The sequence below is a fragment of the Streptomyces sp. ISL-11 genome (assembly GCF_018614525.1).
Lineage (GTDB): Bacteria > Actinomycetota > Actinomycetes > Streptomycetales > Streptomycetaceae > Streptomyces.
The window spans coordinates 351-17413 of the sequence record NZ_JAGGOL010000030.1 but is presented as its reverse complement, the minus strand read 5'-3'; the positions used below and the strand labels follow the sequence as shown (position 1 = coordinate 17413).

Here is a 17063-nt window from a genome sequence, read left to right as displayed (position 1 = left end):
CCCCGCGCACGGCCTTGCGGAGCACCTTGAGCATGCGCGAGGAGCCCTTGATACGGGCGACGGCGGGCTCGTCGTAGGTGTCGGCCTCGGCACCGTCGACGAGGTTGCCGACCGCGCGGATGGCGACCTGGCCCTCCTCGCCGAGCGAGGGCAGCACGCCCTCGGTGTAGGCGACGAGCAGTGGGGTCGGCGAGACGACGAGGATGCCGCCCGCGTAGCGGCGGCGGTCCTGGTAGAGGAGGTAGGCCGCGCGGTGCAGGGCGACGGCGGTCTTGCCCGTGCCGGGGCCGCCCTCGACCTCGGTCACCGACGCCGCGGGGGCGCGGATGACCATGTCCTGCTCCGCCTGGATGGAGGAGACGATGTCGCGCATGGTGTGGCTGCGGGCCTGGCCGAGCGCGGCCATCAGCGCGCCGTCGCCGACGACGGGCAGGGCGGCACCCGCGAGGGTGGCCGTCAGCTCCGGGCGCAGCAGGTCGTCCTCGACGCCGAGGACCTTGCGGCCCTTGGAGCGGATGACGCGGCGGCGCACGACGCGGCCGGGCGCGACGGGCGTGGCCCGGTAGAAGGGCGCGGCGGCGGGCGCCCGCCAGTCGATGACCAGCGGCGAGTAGTCGGCGTCGAGGACGCCGATGCGGCCGATGTGCAGCGTCTCGGCGATCTCGGCCCGTTCCTCGCGCACGGCGTCGTCGGCGGGCTCGACGGAGGTGTACGCGCCGTCCGGGCCCTTCTTGCCGTCCTTGCCGAGGAGCAGGTCGATGCGGCCGAAGAGGAAGTCCTCGAACTCGCTGTTGAGCCGGTTGAGGTGCACTCCGGCGCGGAACACCTGGGCGTCCCGCTCGGCGAGCGCGCCGGGTGTGCCGACCTGGCCGCGCTTGGCGGCGTCGTCCATGAGGAACTCGGCCTCGTGGATCTTCTCCTCCAGGCGTCGGTACACCCGGTCGAGATGCTGTTGTTCCGTACCGATCTCGCGGTCGCGGACCCCGTCGGGTTCCGTCGCCGGTCCGGTCGCCACCTGCGCGTGCGCGGCGTTCTGCGCGGCCACCCAAGCCCCCTTCTGCTGTGCCTAGGGCAGCCGTCAACCGTACGCGAACAAGGGTGCTGAGCGCACCTGTCAGGACATGACGGGTTTGGTCAGGATTTGGCCGAGCAAAAGGCGGGAGGTCAGACGGATTCAGACCCCGACCGTGGCCAGCAGCTTGCCGTCGAGGGTGCGCACCTCGAAGCGGGAGATGTCATTCCGATTGAGCGCGGCGCCGCCGTGGGTGTAGAGCGGCTCCTTGTTCCACTTCTCGCCCTTGTCCAGGCCGTAGCCCCCGGGCGGCACCGCCCAGGTCGTGACCGTCTGCCGCTCGCCGTCCTTGCCGACGGCGACGAGGTCGCAGGTCAGCGGGCCCTTGACGTGGCCCAGCCGGAGCGCCACATGGGTGCCCCACGGCTTCGGCTGGAGCGAGACGGTGGCGTCCACCTTCGTGGCGGGATCGACGCCGCCGATCTTCTCGCCCTCCTCGTACATCTGCTTGGCCGCGCTGACCGTGCTGTGGCTCGGCGGGTCCTGCGAGGTGAGGGCGGAGCCGACCAGCGGGCCCGCCACGATCAGGGCGGCGGCCGCGGCGACCAGGCACAGTCTGCGGGTGCGGCGCGCCCTGCGGGCCGCGGCGACCTCGCCGAGCAGCCCGTCGAGGAGGGCCGGGCCCGGCCGGGCGGTGAGCACGGCGGGATCCGGTGTGGCGTCCTTGAGGTCGTCCAGCAGCGGGGTGAGCGCCATGAGGTCGTCGAGCTCGGCGGCGCAGCGCGGACAGCCGGCGAGGTGCTCCTCGAAACGGGTGGCGTCCGCGTCGTCCAGGACGCCGAGCGCGTAGGCGCCCACGTCCGCGTGCTGGTGGTCCGGTGCCGGCCGGCTCATGCCGTCACTCCTCGTTCCTCAAGTGAGAGCTTCATCGAGCGCAGGGCGTAGAACACCCGGGACCGCACGGTCCCCGCCGGTACGCCCAGCACTTCGGCCGCCTCACTCACCGTACGTCCTTTGAAATAGGTCTCGATCAGCGCCTCTCGGTGGGCCTCGGTCAGGTCGCCCAGGGCGTCGGAGATCGTCATCAGGCGCAGCGCCCGGTCGATCTCGTCCGCCGCGGGTATCAGCTCCAGCGGCCCCGGGTCGACCTCCCGGGGGCGGGCCTGCCGGCTGCGGTGGCCGTCGATGACGATGCGCCGGGCGACGGTCACCAGCCAGGGCCGTACGGAGCCGGGGGCTCCGCGCAGCCGGTCGGCGTTGCGCCAGGCGCGCAGCAGCGTCTCCTGGACGACGTCCTCCGCGCGCTGGCGGTCGCCCGCCACCTGCCGGAGCACGAACGCCAGCAGCGGGCCGGCGTGCTCGTCGTAGAGCGCCCGCATCAGCTCCTCGTCGGGACTCGTCCTGTCAGCCACGACGGCATCCTTGCGCAAAGCCTTCCCCCGGGTCGATAGCTCGGCGGTGGTCGGGAGACGGCCGGGGCTGCGGCCCTCTCGTGTCCCGGGGCACGTGCGCCCCCTTCGCCCTTCTCCCCCTTCCGTACGTACGCACGTCCCGGCGTGCTCAGCGGCCGCCGGAGTTTCTTCGGGGGAACGGCGCGTACGGACGAAAGGGCCGCCGTGTTCACCGCGCACCCTGTGAGAGAGCCCTCAATTCACGGATTGAGCGGCTCCGTGACACGTCCCCGTATGCCGGGACGAAAGCCGGAGCAGGGGAGCACCGGCTCGTACGGGGAGGTTCGGCATGAACCGGAAGACCATCGTCCTGGCCACCACCACCGCGGCCGTGGCCGCCGGCGTCGGCATCGCCTTCGCGGTCGTGCCGGGCTCAGGCGGCGGCGGGGCGGCGCACTCCGCCCATCCGGGCGGCGGGGACGGAACCGGCGCGCTCGCCACCGTGAGCGGCCCGAACCGGCCGGACGCCGTCTTCTTCGCCGGCAGTCTCGACGGCGCGAGCGAGGTGCCCACGGCGGGCGGGCCGGCGGTCGGCGACAAGGACGGGCGGGCGATCGCCTTCCTGCGCGTCCAGGGCGACGAGGTGTCGTTCGCCTTCTCCTTCCGCGGCATCGCGGCACCCACCGCCGCCCATGTGCACCTGGGCGAGCGGGGGAAGAACGGTGAGGTGAAAATCCCGTTCTTCGCGCGGAAGGTGGCGGACGGAAAGACCTCCGTGGCCGGCACGGTGAAGGTCGGGGACCGGAAACTGCTCGCGGACCTGAAGTCCCGCCCGGGCGGCTTCTATTTCAATCTCCACACCGGTGAATTCCCCGGCGGCGCGGTACGCGGTCAGGTGAACAGGCTGAGCGTGCCGCTCGACATGAATACGGCGATGAAGAGCTTCCGGTCGTCGGTGGTGAAAGGCAGTCAGATATACGCCTGCGCCAAGCGGGAGGACGGCACGTTCGCCTTCGCACAGGACAATGTGAACGCCACCCTCGACGGTGGCATCGCCCACTCCTTCGTCACGCCCGGCGGCGCCCCGCGGTGGATCGCCCCCGACCGGTCCGCCGTCACCGGCGAGCTGGTCGCCAGGGTCCCGAACGGCGAGGGGAACATCCCCGAGCTCGACCTGCGGGCCACGCGGTCGGGCGCGGCCGGGGGGCTGTTCGCGCCGACGGTGGAGATCCTGCGCCTCAACACGCGCGGCGGGGCGGCCCCGTCCGGGAGCTGCGACCCGGCGCGGCAGCCGAAGGCCGCGGTGCCGTACCGGGCGGACTATCTCTTCATCGCCAAGTGACCGCCACGGCCGCCACCGCCGGTCAGGCCAGGCCGTTGATGACGCGCCGCCGGTGGCGGGCCACGCGCTCGCGGTTGCCGCAGACCTCGCTGGAGCACCAGCGGCGCCGGCGGCCCCGCGAGGTGTCCAGGTAGACCAGCGAGCAGGTCTCGCCCTCGCACTGCCGCAGCTGTCCGCGCGTGGCCGGGTCGGTGAGGAGTTCGACCGTGTCACGGGCGATCCGGCCGACGAGTTCGCCGCAGTCGGGGGCGGCGGCGAGCGTACGGACCAGGGTGCCGTCGTCCGCCCGTACGGCCCTGGGGGCGGGCGGCGCGGTGGCGGCCAGGGCGTTGACGCGCTCCAGGTCGGGGTCGGCGGCGCGGCCGCCGACCTCGGCGTGGACGACGCGGTGCAGCAGGTCGCGGGCGGCGTGGAAGCGGCCGAGCCAGGAGGCGTCCACCGCGCCGAGCGGGGTGCCGGGCGGCACGACCCCGGCACCGACGAGCCAGGACCGCAGCCGCTCGGCCGTGTCGAGCCGCTCCACCGGCTCCTCACTGAGCCGGCCGCCGACCGTGGCCAACAGGTCCAGACAGAGCCTCCCGGCGTCGAACCGCAGGTCGTAGGGGGAGGTCGCCGCCATGCGCCTGTCACCTTTTCCCTGTGAGGGATACCGCCACTCCCAGCGTGCCCCGCCGGACGGGCACGTGAACCCTGCGGGGGCGATCGGGGGAGGCGCCGGGTGCCCGGGCAGGAGCCCCCGGCCGGCCCGGACCACACGCTTCCGGCCCGCCGCGGGCGGAAACGAACCCCGCCGGACGAGCACCCGACACCGGCCGCCAGGACCTCGCAGCGAAGCCGCCGGGTCGCCGGCCGGGACGAACACCGTCAGAGATACGCGACCGGGCACCCCGCGCAGGAGCCCCGGTCGGCCCGGACCACACACTTCCGGCCCGCCGCAGGCGGAAACGAACCCCGCCGGACGAGCACCCGACCGCGCCCGCCAGGACCTCGCAGCGAAGCCGCCAGGTCGCCGGCCGGGACGAACGCCGTCAGAGATACGCGGCCGGGCACCCCAGGCGGGAGTCCCCGCACCGCGCCAGCCGCTTCCGAGCCCGCCGCAGGCGACTACGCGTCCAGCGGGTTCGCCGCGATGCGCTCCGCGATGCCCGCCCGCACCGCGGCCGCGGCAGAGCTGCGCGGCTTGCGGTGAGCCTGGTTGCGGAAGCACTCGGTGAACTCCTCGGCGAGGCCGAGCCGGGGGTAGCGGGCCAGCACCTCCGCGCGGAACCCCGCGGGGAAGGCATCGGCGCCGCGCCCGGAGATGTCCACGGACGTGGAGAGTTCCAGGAGGTGGCTCTCCGGGTCGGCGGTGACGTCCGGGCTGTCCCCCATGTGCCGGACGATCACCTCGGAGACCCGGGCCCGCCGCGCGGCCGGCCACCCGGCGGCGGCCGCGAAGACCCACGCCACATGACCGCCCGCCTCCTCGAAGGGCACGGTGTGGCTGTCGAACTCCCTCGCCAGGCCCAGGTCGTGGAGCATGGCGGCCACGTAGAGGAGCTCCGCGTCGAAGGCGATGCCGTGCGCCTCGGCGTGTGCGGCGGCCCACACGTAGGACCGCGTCGAGTGGTTCAGGAGGGCGGGCGAGCAGTACGCGGACGCCACGTCGACCGCGGCCGAGCAGGCGGCCGTGCCGGGTATCACCAGCTTGTCGATCTTCATGGCCGCGATTGTCGCCTACCTCCGCGGCAGGTCCTCGTCCGGTGGGAGCCACGCGCCGGGCGGCCGCTCCAGCCACCCGTGCGCGGCGGCTCCCCCGGCCGCCGCGTCCCGCAGCGCGTCCAGCCCCGGATGCGCGAGCCCCCGCCGCCACACCATCGACACCGGTGACAGCGGGACCGGGTCGGTCAGCGGCCGCAGCACCATGCCGGGCACGTCGATGAACTCCACGCTCGCCAGCACCGACCAGCCCCGCTTGCGGACGACGCGGACGAACTCCTCCTTGCCCTCGATCCCCGGAAACGGTGCGGCGACCTCGATGCCCCGGCCCTCGAAGAGGCGTTCCGCGAGGTCGGTCCACTCCGCCGTGTCCGGGTTCCCGGCGGCCGCGTAGAGGGTCTCGCCGGACAGGGCGTCCAGCGGTACCGCGGCCCGCTCCGCCAGCCGGTGGCCGGCGGGCAGCAGGACGGCCATCGGCTCGTACCGTACGAGCCGGTGGCAGAGCCGGGCGCGGACCTCCGGGCCGAGCCCGCCCGCCCGGCCGAAGGAGACGTCCAGGCGGCCGGCCAGGATCTCGGCGGCCGCACCGGTCAGGCCACTGTGGAAGCGGGCGACGAACTCGTGGTCGGGGGCGGCGGCGCGGGCCGCCGTGAGGACCTGGTGGGCGGTGCCGACCGGGGCGCCGACGTCCACGAGCAGCGGCCGCTCCTGCCGTGCGCAGGCCGCCGCCAGCTCGTCGTGCGCGGCGAGGACCCGCCGGGCGTACGGGAGCAGGCGGGCGCCCTCGGCGGTGAGGGTGACCTGACGGGTGGTCCGGGTGAACAGCTCACCGCCCAGGCGCTGTTCGAGGCGCCGGATGTCCCGGCTGAGCGCCTGCTGGGCGACGAACAGCCGGGCGGCGGCACGGGTGAAGTGCAGTTCGTCGGCGACTGCGGCGAAGGCCCGCAGCAGGCGGGGATCAAGATCGTGCGGCACGCCGGCAGTCAACAACAAAAGTGCGTCAATGGCCACCGATCAGGTGTTGGACCGGCGGCGGTGTGCCCGGCGAGGGTGGGCGCATGCCCCCGCCGTCACCGCACACGCCCCTGTTCGCCGTCTCCGGCGCGACGCTCGTCGCCGCGCCCCTGCGGCCCGCCCGCCGCACCGCGCCGCGCGGCCCGTACGCCCGGCTCTTCGCCGTCCCCGGCACCCGCGCCTTCACCGCCGCCAACCTCCTCGCACGGCTGCCCATGGGCATGTTCGGGGTAAGCGCGATCCTCATGATCTCCGCCGCGCGCGGCTCGTACGCGCTGGCCGGCGCCGTGACCGCGACCGGTCTCGCGGCGACGGCGGTCGTCGGACCGTGGACGGCCCGGCTGGTGGACCGCCACGGCCAGGGCCGGGTCGCCGTGCCGGCGGCGGCGGTCGCGGCCCTCGGCTCGCTGGCCCTGGTGCTGTGCGTGCGCTGGGACGCGCCCACGTGGACGCTCTTCGCCGCCTACGCGGCGACCGCGACGACGCCGAACACCGGCGGGATGTCTCGTGCCCACTGGGCACACGTCCTGCGCGGCGACCCGGCCGCGCTGCACACCGCGAACTCCTTCGAGCAGGCCGCCGACGAGCTGTGTTTCATGCTCGGACCGGTCGTCGCGACGTTCCTGTGCACGGCCGTCCGCCCGGAGGCCGGCACGCTCGCCGGCGCGGGCCTGTTCCTCACCGGCGTCGTGCTGTTCGCGGCGCAGCGCCGCACCGAGCCGTCGCCGGCCGCGGCGGCGCGGGCCGGCCGGTCGCCGGTGCGCGGCAACCCCGCCCTGGCCGTGGTCCTGGCCGCCTTCGTCTGCACCGGCGCGGTCTTCGGGTCGCTGGAGGTGGTGACGGTCGGCTTCGCCGACGCGCTCGGCAACCGGCCGGCGGCGGGCGTGGTGCTGGCCCTGCAGGCGGGCGGCTCCTGCGCGGCCGGGCTGCTGTACGGGCTGGTCCGCCCGCGTGGCCCGGCGGCGGCCCGCTTCCGCCGCTGCTTGGCCGTGATGGCCGCGCTCGCGCCGCTGCCGCTCCTGGCCGCCGGTACGGGCAGCCTCCTCGCCGTGTCCGGGGCCCTGCTGCTGGCGGGCATGGCGACCGCGCCCACGATGGTCACGGGCATGAACCTGGTCCAGTCCCTGACGCCCGCGGGCCGCCTCAACGAGGGCATGACATTGGCCGTGACCGCCCTGCTCACGGGCATCGCGGCGGGCTCGGCGGCGGGCGGCTGGACGGTGGAACACGGCACACCGGGCCACGGTTACGCGGTGGCGGTCGGGGCGGCGGCCTTGGCCCTGGTCACGGCGGTGGCGGGGCGCGGGGGTCCACGGGGCGGCGCCTGAGCGGGCGGCCCGCAGGCCGTGTCGTGCGCACCACCGCTGCGCGGCGGTGTCCTCAAACGCCGGACGGGCTTGATTTCGGCTGAGCTCAGCCGATCTCAGCCCGTCTGGGGGCACCTCCCAGCGGTAGCTGGGGGAGCTTGAGGACGCGCCCGCAGGGCGCCCGCCGCCGCAGGCGGCAAAGACGGCGCGCAGCCGAAGATCTGCCAGGAGCCCCGCAGGGCAGGTCACCCCCGCCCAGCCCGCCGCCTGAACGCCACCACCCCCAGACCCGCTGCCGCCGCCACCCCCGTGCCCGCCGCCAAGAGCAACGGCGCGGAGCCCGCGGCGGCGGACCCGCGGGCCGCCTCCGTGATCACCAGGTGGGCGGTCCTGCTCACCCGGCCGTGGTGGCTGACGACGGTGACGGGGTACCGGCCCGCCTCCAGGCCGCGGCGGACGCGCGCGGGCCCGTAGTAGCGCGGGGCCGCGCCGTCGCCGGCCTTGCTGTCGTCGCGGCGCAGCGTCACCGGGCGTTCGAACGCCGGGGAGGTGGCGGTCAGCCGCTCCTCCTCCCCCGGGTCGGGCGCCTGGTCGCGCCAGAGGACGTTGACCTGCCCGCCGGCCGTGACCTCGTGCCCGTCCGTACGGGCCGCGTCGGGCCCGGCGCCGGCCGAGGTGCCGAAGAAGGCGGGGCCGCGCGCCCGGCCCAGGTAGTCGCGGTCGCCGGGCCGGGCGGCGCGGACGACCAGCCGCTTCTCCTCGATGACGCGCCCGCCGGGCCCCGTGAGCGCCACCGTGTACGTGCCGTCGCGGACGGTGGCCGGCAGCCGGGCGGCGCCGGAGAACAGCCGGGGGTTGTGCCAGTCCGCGCCCCGGGGATCGTGGGCCAGTCGCACGGGCGCGCGGAAGGCCGGCGAGCGGACGGAGAAGGACGTACCGCTCTCGCCGGGGTACAGGTCGTCGTACGCCATCCACAGCCGCTCACCGGGCCGCAGTACCTCCCCGGGCGAGCCCGCCGTGAAGCGGGGCCGCTGCGGGCGCCCGACCTCCACCCGGTCCCGGGCGACGACCCGGCCGCCGGCCTCGACGGTGAGCGGGTAGGTGCCGGGTTCCACGGTCATCGCGATGGCCGGCCGCCCGTGGTGGCCGCGCCCGGGGTCCGGCGTGCGCCGTTCGTACGGGCTCAGCCGGACCGGGCGGGGGAAGACGGGCGAGGAGACGGTGACGGGCCCGTGGGGCAGCCGGCCCTGGACGTCGATGTCGATCAGCTCGCCGGGGCGGTTGCCGAAGCCGCCGTTGAGCAGCAGGTGCACCTCGCCCTGCCCGTCGCCGGCCGCCGCCGGGGCGGCGCCGCCGGCCGCCAGCAGGGCTGCCGCGCCCAGCGCGACGGCCGCCGTACGTGTGCGGTTCACCGGGCCACCACCCCCTCGTGGAGAACGAGTCATGAGGGAAGAGGGCCCACCGGTCCGATCGGTTGCCCCCGCTCCACAGGTACGACATACGACAGAGGCCCCACCGCCGAAGGGCGGTGGGGCCTCTGCCTCACATGGGATGAAGTGGAGATGGCGGGAATCGAACCCGCGTCCAACGGTGCAGAATCAGGGCTTCTCCGTGTGCAGTTCGCTGCGCTTTTCTCGGCCCCGGTGATCACGCGAACAAGTCTCCGACGGGCCCAGCCACTGTTTGATTTCCCACCGGGCCCCGTGGCCGGGCCTAGTGGTTTAGTTCCCTAGCTGATGCCAGGATCCGGGTCGGGAACAGCCCCGGGCTGACACTTCACGCAGTCGCTACTTAGGCAGCGAGGGCGAAGGAATCGCGCTTGGTGTTGGCGATTATTGTTTGCGACATATGGTTTACGAGATCATTGCCGCTTCCTCGACACGCTTCCCCTGCTTCGACATCCGCTGTCGAAACCGATCATCCCCATGTTGTGTTTTCAAAGAAGCGCACTAGGGGTCTCCCCCTGGGTGCATCCTCATCGTACGTGACCAACGCACGACCGTGCCAGCGTATTCCCCGGAGCGGGTCAGACCTTGGTCCGCTGGCGTCGGCGGGCCGCCGCGATGGCGCGGTTCGACTCGCGCGTGTCCTGCTTCTCGCGCAGCGTCTGCCGCTTGTCGTACTCCTTCTTGCCCTTGGCCAGGGCGATCTCGACCTTGGCCCGGCCCTCCTTGAAGTAGATGGCGAGCGGCACGATGGTGTGCCCCGACTCCTGCGACTTCGAGGCGAGCTTGTCGATCTCCGCGCGGTGCATCAGCAGCTTGCGCTTGCGGCGCGCGCTGTGGTTGGTCCACGTGCCCTGGGTGTACTCGGGGATGTGGGCGTTGTGCAGCCACGCCTCCCCGCCGTCGATCTGCACGAAGCCGTCCGCCAGGGACGTGCGGCCCTGGCGCAGCGATTTCACCTCGGTGCCGGTGAGCACCATGCCGCACTCGTAGGTGTCCAGAATGTGGTAGTCGTGGCGCGCCTTCTTGTTCTGCGCGACCAGTTTGCGACCCGTACCCGTCTCTTTAGCCATAGCGCCGCCATTCTCGCACTACGACCCACCCCCGAGGCCACTCAATACTGTGCGGGCCCGCCGCTCGGCGTCGCCGTGGACGACGAGGTCGGGGACGATGCCGCGCTCGTCGACCGCCCGGCCGGCCGGGGTGCGGTAGTGGCCCACGGTCAGCTCGGCGACCGAGCCGTCGGCGAGGCGGGTGGGCATCTGCACCGAGCCCTTGCCGAAGGTGGGGGTGCCGACGACGACCGCGCGGCCGCGGTCCTGGAGGGCGCCGGCCACCAGTTCGCCGGCGCTCATCGTGCCGCCGTCGACGAGGACGACCAGCGGGGGGCGGGTGACACCGCCGGGGGCGGCTTCCAGGGCGCGCTGGCTGCCGTGGACGTCGTAGGTGGCGACGAGGCCGCCGTCGAGGAAGGCGGAGGCCGCGGTGACGGCCTCGGCGACCAGGCCGCCGCTGTTGCCGCGCAGGTCCAGCAGGACGCCCTCGCCGCGGCCGGCCGAGCGCGCCGCCCGGCGGACCCGCTCACCGGTGCCCTTGGTGAAGGAGTCGACCTTGATCCGGGTGACGGTCATCGCGCCGGGGCCCTCCCCCGGCAGCCGCTCCACGGCGACGCTCTCGGTGCTCAGCCGCTCCCGCAGCACGGTGCGGTCCCAGGACCGGCCGCCGCGCTGGAGGCCGAGCCGTACGGGCGAGCCGGGCGCCGCCGCGCCGGGGGTGCCCGTACCGGCGTCGCCGCGCAGCCGGGCGACGACCTCGGTGACGGGCCGGCCGTCCACCGCCGCGCCGTCGATGGCGCGGAGCCGGTCGCCGGGGCGGATGCCGGCCCGGTCGGCGGGACTGCCGGGGCGGACGCTGTCGACCTCGGTACGGCCCTGGCCGCCGCGCCGGGCGGAGAGGCCGACGCCGACGTACGCGCCGTCCAGGGCCCGCGCGAATCCCTCGTACTCCCGGGCGCTGTAGACGGCGCTCCAGCGGTCGCCGCTGCGGGTGATCTCGTCGGCGGCGGCCTGCGAACCGGACTTGCCGTCCCGCTCGGCCCGCTCGGCGGCGGCCTCGACGGTCCGGTGGTCCAGGGGGCGCGGCACGCCGCCCGTCCCGATGGCGGAGGCGGCGGACCGGGCGGCCGTACGGGAGGCGCCGCGGGCGTCCGTCGGCTTCCGGCCGTCCCGTGCGTCCGCGCTCCAGGCTCCGGCCGCGGCACCCGTCGCCAGCACGCCCGCGAAGACCAATGTCAGGGCGGCACCGCGCCGGGCGCGCGGCGGCGGCAGGAACATCGTCGGGCCGGGCATGCGCGTGAGTCTAGGACACAAGCGGGCGCCGTACGGGGAGTTGACCGCACGGCGTCCTTGGCACGTGTCACACCTTGAGGTATTTCCGTAGCGCCGCGAAGGCCGCCAGGGCGGGCATCAGCAGACCGATGGCGAGCACCAGCGGCAGCTTCGCCAGCACCGCGTCCCAGCCGATGAACTGGATGACGTCGATGTGGTTCACCAGCCAGTTGTTCACCAGGAAGTACTGGCCGCAGACCAGCAGCACGCACGCGAATCCCGCGCCGAGCAGCCCGGCGAAGGCGGCCTCCATGATGAACGGGATCTGGATGTAGAAGCTGGACGCGCCGACCAGCCGCATGATGCCGGTCTCGCGGCGGCGGCTGAACGCCGAAACCCGCACCGTGTTCACGATGAGCATCAGCGCCACGACGAGCATCAGGGCCATCACGCCCAGCGACGCGTAGTTCATGCCGTTGAGGAGGTTGAAGAGGTCGGACAGGACGTCCTTCTGGTCCTGCACCATCTGCACGCCGGGGCGGTTGGAGAAGGCGCTGGAGATGACCTCGAACTTGGTGGGGTCCTTCAGCTTGACCCGGAAGGACTCCTGCATCTGGTCCGGCGTCACCGAGGTCGCGATCGGGGAACTCTTGCCGAACTGCTCCTGGTAGTGCTTGTACGCCTCGTCGGCCGTCTCGAACTGGACGGTCTGGACGAGGTTGCTCATCTTCTCCAGGTCGGTGCGGATCTGCTTCCGCTGGTCCTCGGTCGCCGCCCCCTTGGCGCACGAGTGGAAGGATTCCGCGTCGGTCTTGTTGCAGAGGTAGATCGAGACGTTGACCTTGTCGTACCAGTAGCCCTTCATCGTGCTGACCTGCTCGCGCATCAGCAGCGACCCGCCGAAGAGGGCGAGCGACAGAGCCACGGAGACGATCACCGCGAAGGTCATCGTGAGATTACGGCGGAGACCGACGCCGATCTCCGACAGGACGAACTGGGCGCGCATGGCGTCCTTTCAGTGCTGGTAGCCGTAGACGCCGCGCGACTGGTCGCGCACGAGACGGCCCTTTTCCAATTCGATGACGCGCTTGCGCATCTGGTCCACGATCTGCTGGTCGTGCGTCGCCATGATGACCGTGGTCCCGGTCCGGTTGATCCGGTCCAGCAGCTTCATGATGCCGACGGAGGTCTGCGGGTCGAGGTTGCCGGTCGGCTCGTCGGCGATCAGCAGCATCGGGCGGTTGACGAACGCGCGGGCGATGGCCACGCGCTGCTGTTCACCGCCGGAGAGCTCGCCGGGCATCCGGCCCTCCTTGCCGCCGAGACCCACCAGCTCCAGGACCTGCGGGACGGCCTTGCGGATCTCGCCGCGCGGCTTGCCGATGACCTCCAGAGCGAAGGCGACGTTCTCGCTGACGGTCTTGTTGGGCAGCAGGCGGAAGTCCTGGAACACCGTGCCCAGCTGGCGGCGCATCTGCGGCACCTTCCAGTTGGACAGCCGGGCGAGGTCCTTGCCGAGCACGTGGACCTGGCCCGTACTGGCCCGTTCCTCGCGCAGGAGCAGTCTCAGGAAGGTGGACTTGCCGGAGCCCGAGGAACCGACCAGGAAGACGAACTCGCCCTTCTCGATCTCCAGCGAGACGTCGCGGAGCGCCGGGCGGTTCTGCTTCGGGTAGGACTTGGAGACGTTGTCGAATCGGATCACGAGTGCACCACGCGTCGACCTGGATAGGGGGCACGGGACGCCGCGCGATCGCGGCTCCCGTCGGTGAGCGTGACCATACGCGAACGACCGGTGTACGCGCAGTCGGCATCCGGCCCTGGCGCGTTTGTCGTCACGGCCATCAGGGATCAAACCGGGACAATAGCGCTGTCCGCCGGGGTCCGCGCCCCGTACTTCCACCGGCCGCCCGCGCCGAACGGCGCGGAAGCTGGCACAGTGGTAAGGGGAACCGCTCGGCTCTCCCACGCGTTGGACGTACCGGAGGAGGAGATCGCATGACATGCGACCGACTGGTGTGCGCCAACTGCGCGGCCCCCGTCAGCGAGGGCCGCTGTCCCGTATGCCGGGCCAGCAGGGAGCGGCTCGCCCACCAGGAAGGCATCTTCGCCGGTCTGACCCCGGCCACGCTGCTCGCCCTGCTGGTGGCGCTGATAGCGGTGGCCTGGATGGCACACGACTTCGCCACGTAATCATGTGATCACGCGGGCATATTGACTTTTCGCCGTACCGACCGCATACCAAGCACCGAGGGCCCGGAACGCTTCGAGCGTTCCGGGCCCTCGTGCGTGCGGGTGCGGCGCGTACGGGCCCTGTTCTACGGGCGTACGGGCCGCGGGCGCGCGGTGGGTCAGGCGGCGGTGGCGCCGCGGGTCATCAGCCGCGGCAGCAGCCGGAAGCCGACGCCGCCCGCGATCATCGTCGCGGCACCGACGACCAGGAAGGTCGTCTGGCCGGCGCCGGTCTCGGCGAGCTGCTCCTTGGGCTTGGCCTGCTGCACGGGCTTGGAGCCGGCGCTGTCGGTGTCGGTGTTGGAGCCGCAGTTGCTGTTGGTGTCGACGGGGCAGGTACGACCCTCGTCGGCGCCGCCGGTGGAGCCACCGGTGGTGGCGTTGCCGCCGGTCGAGCCGTTGGAGCCCTCGTGGTCGCCGCCGGTGGAACCGGAGCCTCCGGAGGTCGAACCGCCGGTGGTCGAGGAGCCGCCGGTGGAGGCCGAACCGCCGGTGGCGGAGCCGCCGGAGGTGCTGCCGCCGGAGGTCGAGCCACCGGACGTCGAACCGCCGGACGTCGAACCGCCGGTGGTGGAGCCGCCGGTGGTGCTGCCGCCCGTGGTGCTGCCGCCGGAAGTGGAGCCGCCGGAGGTCGAACCACCGGTCGTGGTGGAGCCGCCAGTGGTGGGCTCACCGGTGGTGGAGCCGCCGGTGGTGGTACCGCCGGTGGTGGGCTCACCCGTCGTGCTGCCGCCGGTGGACGGGCCACCGGTCGTCTCGCCCGTGGTGGTACCGCCGCCGGAAGGGCCGCCCGTGGTCTCGCCGGTCGTGGTGCCACCGGTGGACGGGCCACCCGTGGTCTCGCCCGTCGTGGTGCCACCGGTGGACGGGCCACCGGTCGTCTCGCCCGTGGTGGTACCGCCGGTGGACGGGCCACCGGTCGTCTCACCGGACGTGCCGCCACCCGTGGTGGCGCCGCCCGTCGTCTCGCCGGTCGTGCCCGTACCGCCGCTGGTCGGCGGCTGCGGGATGTGGTCCGGGTCGGTCCCGTCGGCGGCGACGTTGACCGTGCCCTTCACGCCGGCACCGACGCCGGCGACGTGGACGCCGGCGGCCGAGGCCGCACCGGCCGCGGTCAGCGAAGCGCCTGCGGCGACAATCGCGCCGGCGGCTATGCGCGCGACACGCAGCCGCGTCTTCTTGGTCATATGCCTGCTACCCCCAGTAGCTGATCTCGTCATTGGAGCAGCTATGCACGGGGCGGTGGCGCTCCGGGGGCCCAAGAACTGGCTGAACCGGCCGCATCGCCGGGCCGTCCGCCCCCCGCCACACGCGCCCCAGTGATACGCATGCCACACGCAGCCTTGCCACTTTTTGATGCAGCGTCAAGGCAGATAGCGCAGGGTTTGTCCGGCTGTGCGGGGAGTTGAGGCTACTTCTCCCGCTGCTTGCGCCAGCGGATTCCGGCTTCGAGGAAGCCGTCGATGTCGCCGTCGAGGACGGAGGTGGGGTTGCCGACCTCGAACTCGGTGCGCAGGTCCTTGACCATCTGGTACGGGTGCAGGACGTACGAACGCATCTGGTTGCCCCAGGAGCCGCCGCTGTCACCCTTGAGCGCGTCCATCTTGGCCTGCTCCTCCTGGCGGCGGCGCTCGAGGAGCTTGGCCTGGAGGACGTTCATCGCGGTCGCCTTGTTCTGGATCTGCGAGCGCTCGTTCTGGCAGGAGACGACGATGCCGGTCGGGATGTGGGTCAGGCGCACCGCGGAGTCGGTGGTGTTGACGCCCTGGCCGCCGGGGCCGGAGGAGCGGTAGACGTCGACGCGCAGCTCGGACTCGTCGATCTCGACGTGGTCGGTCGTCTCGACGACCGGCAGCACCTCGACGCCCGCGAAGGAGGTCTGGCGGCGGCCCTGGTTGTCGAAGGGCGAGATGCGCACGAGGCGGTGGGTGCCCTGCTCGACGGAGAGGGTGCCGTAGGCGTACGGGATCTGGACGGCGAAGGTGGTCGACTTGATGCCGGCCTCTTCGGCGTACGAGGTCTCGTAGATCTCGGTCTTGTAGCCGTGGCGCTCGGCCCAGCGGAGGTACATGCGCTGGAGGCGCTCGGCGAAGTCGGAGGCGTCGACGCCGCCGGCCTCGGCACGGATGTTGACGAGGGCCTCGCGGGAGTCGTACTCGCCGGAGAGGAGGGTACGGACCTCCATCTCGTCCAGCGCCTTGCGGACGGAGATCAGCTCGGCCTCGGCCTCGGCGAGGGTGTCGGCGTCGTCCTCGGCCTCGGCGAGCTCGAAGAGCACCGCGAGGTCGTCGATCCGGCCGCGCAGCGCTTCCGCCTTGCGGAGCTCCGCCTGAAGGTGGGACAGCTGGCTGGTGATCTTCTGTGCCGCGTCCGGGTCGTCCCACAGGGACGGGGCGGCCGCCTGCTCCTCGAGCACGGCGATGTCAGCCCTCATCTTGTCGAGGTCCAGGACGGCCTCGATCGACCCCATGGTCGAGGAGAGGGACTTCAGCTCTTCGGATACGTCAACGACTGCCACGCACCCAGCCTAACGGCTGCGCCGGGCTGCCCGTCCCGATGCGGTGGGAGGAAGCTCCGCTTCCCGACGATATTCCGTGCCATATGGGCGGCGGGGTCCCCTTCGGGGCGGGAACGTTTCCGCTCCGCGGTGGCCACTGCGTGGGGCGACCACCACGGCGGGCCACCCGGCCACTGCGTGGAGCTGATCGGCGCTGCGTCGGATCTCCGCCGGTCGGACCATTGCGGAGGGCACTGTGGCGGGCGGCCCAACCGCGTACCGCTGCGGCTCCGCCGAACTGGTACGCGGTGGCACCGCTGCGGCGGTGAGGACTTCGCGGCCCGGCGCCGTCGGCTCGCCGCGTGGGTGTACTGCGGCAGACCACGCTCCAGCCCTGCCGAGCCCGCTCGGCACCGCCGGACACCGGCACGGGTCCGAGCGCCGCTGCGGCGGTGAAGAATTCCGCGGCCCGGCGCCGTCGGGCTCGCCGCGTGGGGGGCACTGCGGCGCACCGCGCTCCAGCCCAGCGGGCCCGGCTCGGCACCGCCGAACCCGTACACGGGGGCCGAGCACCGCTGCGGCGGTAAAGAATTCCGCGGCCCGGCGCCGTCGGGCTCGCCGCGTGGGGGGCACTGCGGCAGACCGCACTCCAGCCCAGCGGACCCGGCTCGGCACCGCCGAACCCGTACGCGGAGGCCGAGCACCGCCGCGACGGTGAGGACTTCGCCGGCCCGGCGCCATCGGGCTCGCCCCGTGGGAGGCGATCACCGCGGCGCACCGCACTCCAGCCCAGCGGAC

15 protein-coding genes, 1 other RNA gene and 1 pseudogene are annotated in these 17063 nt (G+C 73.1%); 3 read left to right on the top strand and 14 right to left on the bottom strand.

Annotation, left to right across the window (positions count from 1 at the left end; genetic code table 11):
* From J7E86_RS08920 to J7E86_RS08910, 3 genes and pseudogenes are all read right to left on the bottom strand, one after another.
* Positions 1-1045 (bottom strand): annotated as a pseudogene (locus tag J7E86_RS08920) (helicase); the annotation flags it as partial.
* 129 nt (positions 1046-1174) lie between these two features.
* Positions 1175-1906 (bottom strand): zf-HC2 domain-containing protein, encoded by a 732-nt coding sequence (locus J7E86_RS08915; protein ID WP_215081007.1) that lies wholly within the window; start codon positions 1904-1906, stop codon positions 1175-1177.
* Positions 1903-2442: a sigma-70 family RNA polymerase sigma factor gene (locus J7E86_RS08910; protein ID WP_215081006.1), complete on the bottom strand. Its 540-nt coding sequence runs from the start codon at positions 2440-2442 to the stop codon at positions 1903-1905. The genes J7E86_RS08915 and J7E86_RS08910 overlap by 4 nt, the downstream gene beginning before the upstream one ends.
* Positions 2443-2752: 310 nt before the next feature.
* Between J7E86_RS08910 and J7E86_RS08905 the strand changes: the two genes are divergently transcribed.
* Positions 2753-3745 carry a CHRD domain-containing protein gene (locus J7E86_RS08905; RefSeq protein WP_215081005.1) on the top strand — a complete coding sequence of 331 codons (993 nt, stop codon included), beginning with the start codon at positions 2753-2755 and terminating at the stop codon, positions 3743-3745.
* A 22-nt stretch (positions 3746-3767) separates the two neighbouring features.
* On the opposite strand, the gene J7E86_RS08900 is transcribed toward J7E86_RS08905, so the two are convergent.
* From J7E86_RS08900 to J7E86_RS08890, 3 genes are all read right to left on the bottom strand, one after another.
* Entirely contained in the window at positions 3768-4364 is a 597-nt protein-coding gene (locus J7E86_RS08900) for an ABATE domain-containing protein (protein WP_215081004.1), read from the bottom strand.
* Between the two features lie 485 nt (positions 4365-4849).
* Entirely contained in the window at positions 4850-5446 is a 597-nt protein-coding gene (locus tag J7E86_RS08895; protein WP_215081003.1) for an HD domain-containing protein, read from the bottom strand.
* 15 nt (positions 5447-5461) lie between these two features.
* Complete coding sequence (locus J7E86_RS08890; RefSeq protein WP_215081002.1) at positions 5462-6418, bottom strand: LysR family transcriptional regulator; 957 nt, start codon at positions 6416-6418, stop codon at positions 5462-5464.
* 83 nt (positions 6419-6501) lie between these two features.
* Here J7E86_RS08890 and J7E86_RS08885 point away from each other — a divergent pair, with 83 nt between their 5' ends.
* Positions 6502-7785 (top strand): MFS transporter, encoded by a 1284-nt coding sequence (locus J7E86_RS08885; RefSeq protein ID WP_215081001.1) that lies wholly within the window; start codon positions 6502-6504, stop codon positions 7783-7785.
* 224 nt (positions 7786-8009) lie between these two features.
* Here the strand turns inward: J7E86_RS08885 and J7E86_RS08880 are convergent, their stop codons facing one another.
* The 6 genes from J7E86_RS08880 to ftsE form a co-directional block, all read right to left on the bottom strand.
* Positions 8010-9176, bottom strand: coding sequence for a hypothetical protein (locus tag J7E86_RS08880; protein ID WP_215081000.1), 1167 nt, complete (start codon positions 9174-9176; stop codon positions 8010-8012).
* Between the two features lie 142 nt (positions 9177-9318).
* Positions 9319-9689, bottom strand: a transfer-messenger RNA (tmRNA) gene (ssrA, locus tag J7E86_RS08875).
* A 101-nt stretch (positions 9690-9790) separates the two neighbouring features.
* Entirely contained in the window at positions 9791-10282 is a 492-nt protein-coding gene (gene smpB / locus J7E86_RS08870; protein ID WP_215080999.1) for an SsrA-binding protein SmpB, read from the bottom strand.
* A gap of 18 nt (positions 10283-10300) precedes the next feature.
* Complete coding sequence (locus tag J7E86_RS08865) at positions 10301-11557, bottom strand: S41 family peptidase (protein ID WP_215080998.1); 1257 nt, start codon at positions 11555-11557, stop codon at positions 10301-10303.
* Positions 11558-11624: 67 nt separating this feature from the next.
* Positions 11625-12542: a permease-like cell division protein FtsX gene (ftsX, locus tag J7E86_RS08860; RefSeq protein WP_215080997.1), complete on the bottom strand. Its 918-nt coding sequence runs from the start codon at positions 12540-12542 to the stop codon at positions 11625-11627.
* Between the two features lie 9 nt (positions 12543-12551).
* Positions 12552-13241, bottom strand: coding sequence for a cell division ATP-binding protein FtsE (gene ftsE, locus J7E86_RS08855; protein ID WP_215080996.1), 690 nt, complete (start codon positions 13239-13241; stop codon positions 12552-12554).
* Positions 13242-13534: 293 nt separating this feature from the next.
* Between ftsE and J7E86_RS08850 the strand changes: the two genes are divergently transcribed.
* Entirely contained in the window at positions 13535-13729 is a 195-nt protein-coding gene (locus tag J7E86_RS08850; RefSeq protein ID WP_215080995.1) for a hypothetical protein, read from the top strand.
* A 158-nt stretch (positions 13730-13887) separates the two neighbouring features.
* On the opposite strand, the gene J7E86_RS08845 is transcribed toward J7E86_RS08850, so the two are convergent.
* Positions 13888-14955 carry a hypothetical protein gene (locus tag J7E86_RS08845; protein WP_215080994.1) on the bottom strand — a complete coding sequence of 356 codons (1068 nt, stop codon included), beginning with the start codon at positions 14953-14955 and terminating at the stop codon, positions 13888-13890.
* 224 nt (positions 14956-15179) lie between these two features.
* Complete coding sequence (prfB, locus tag J7E86_RS08840; RefSeq protein ID WP_215080993.1) at positions 15180-16286, bottom strand: peptide chain release factor 2; 1107 nt, start codon at positions 16284-16286, stop codon at positions 15180-15182.
* Positions 16287-17063: the final 777 nt, after the last annotated feature.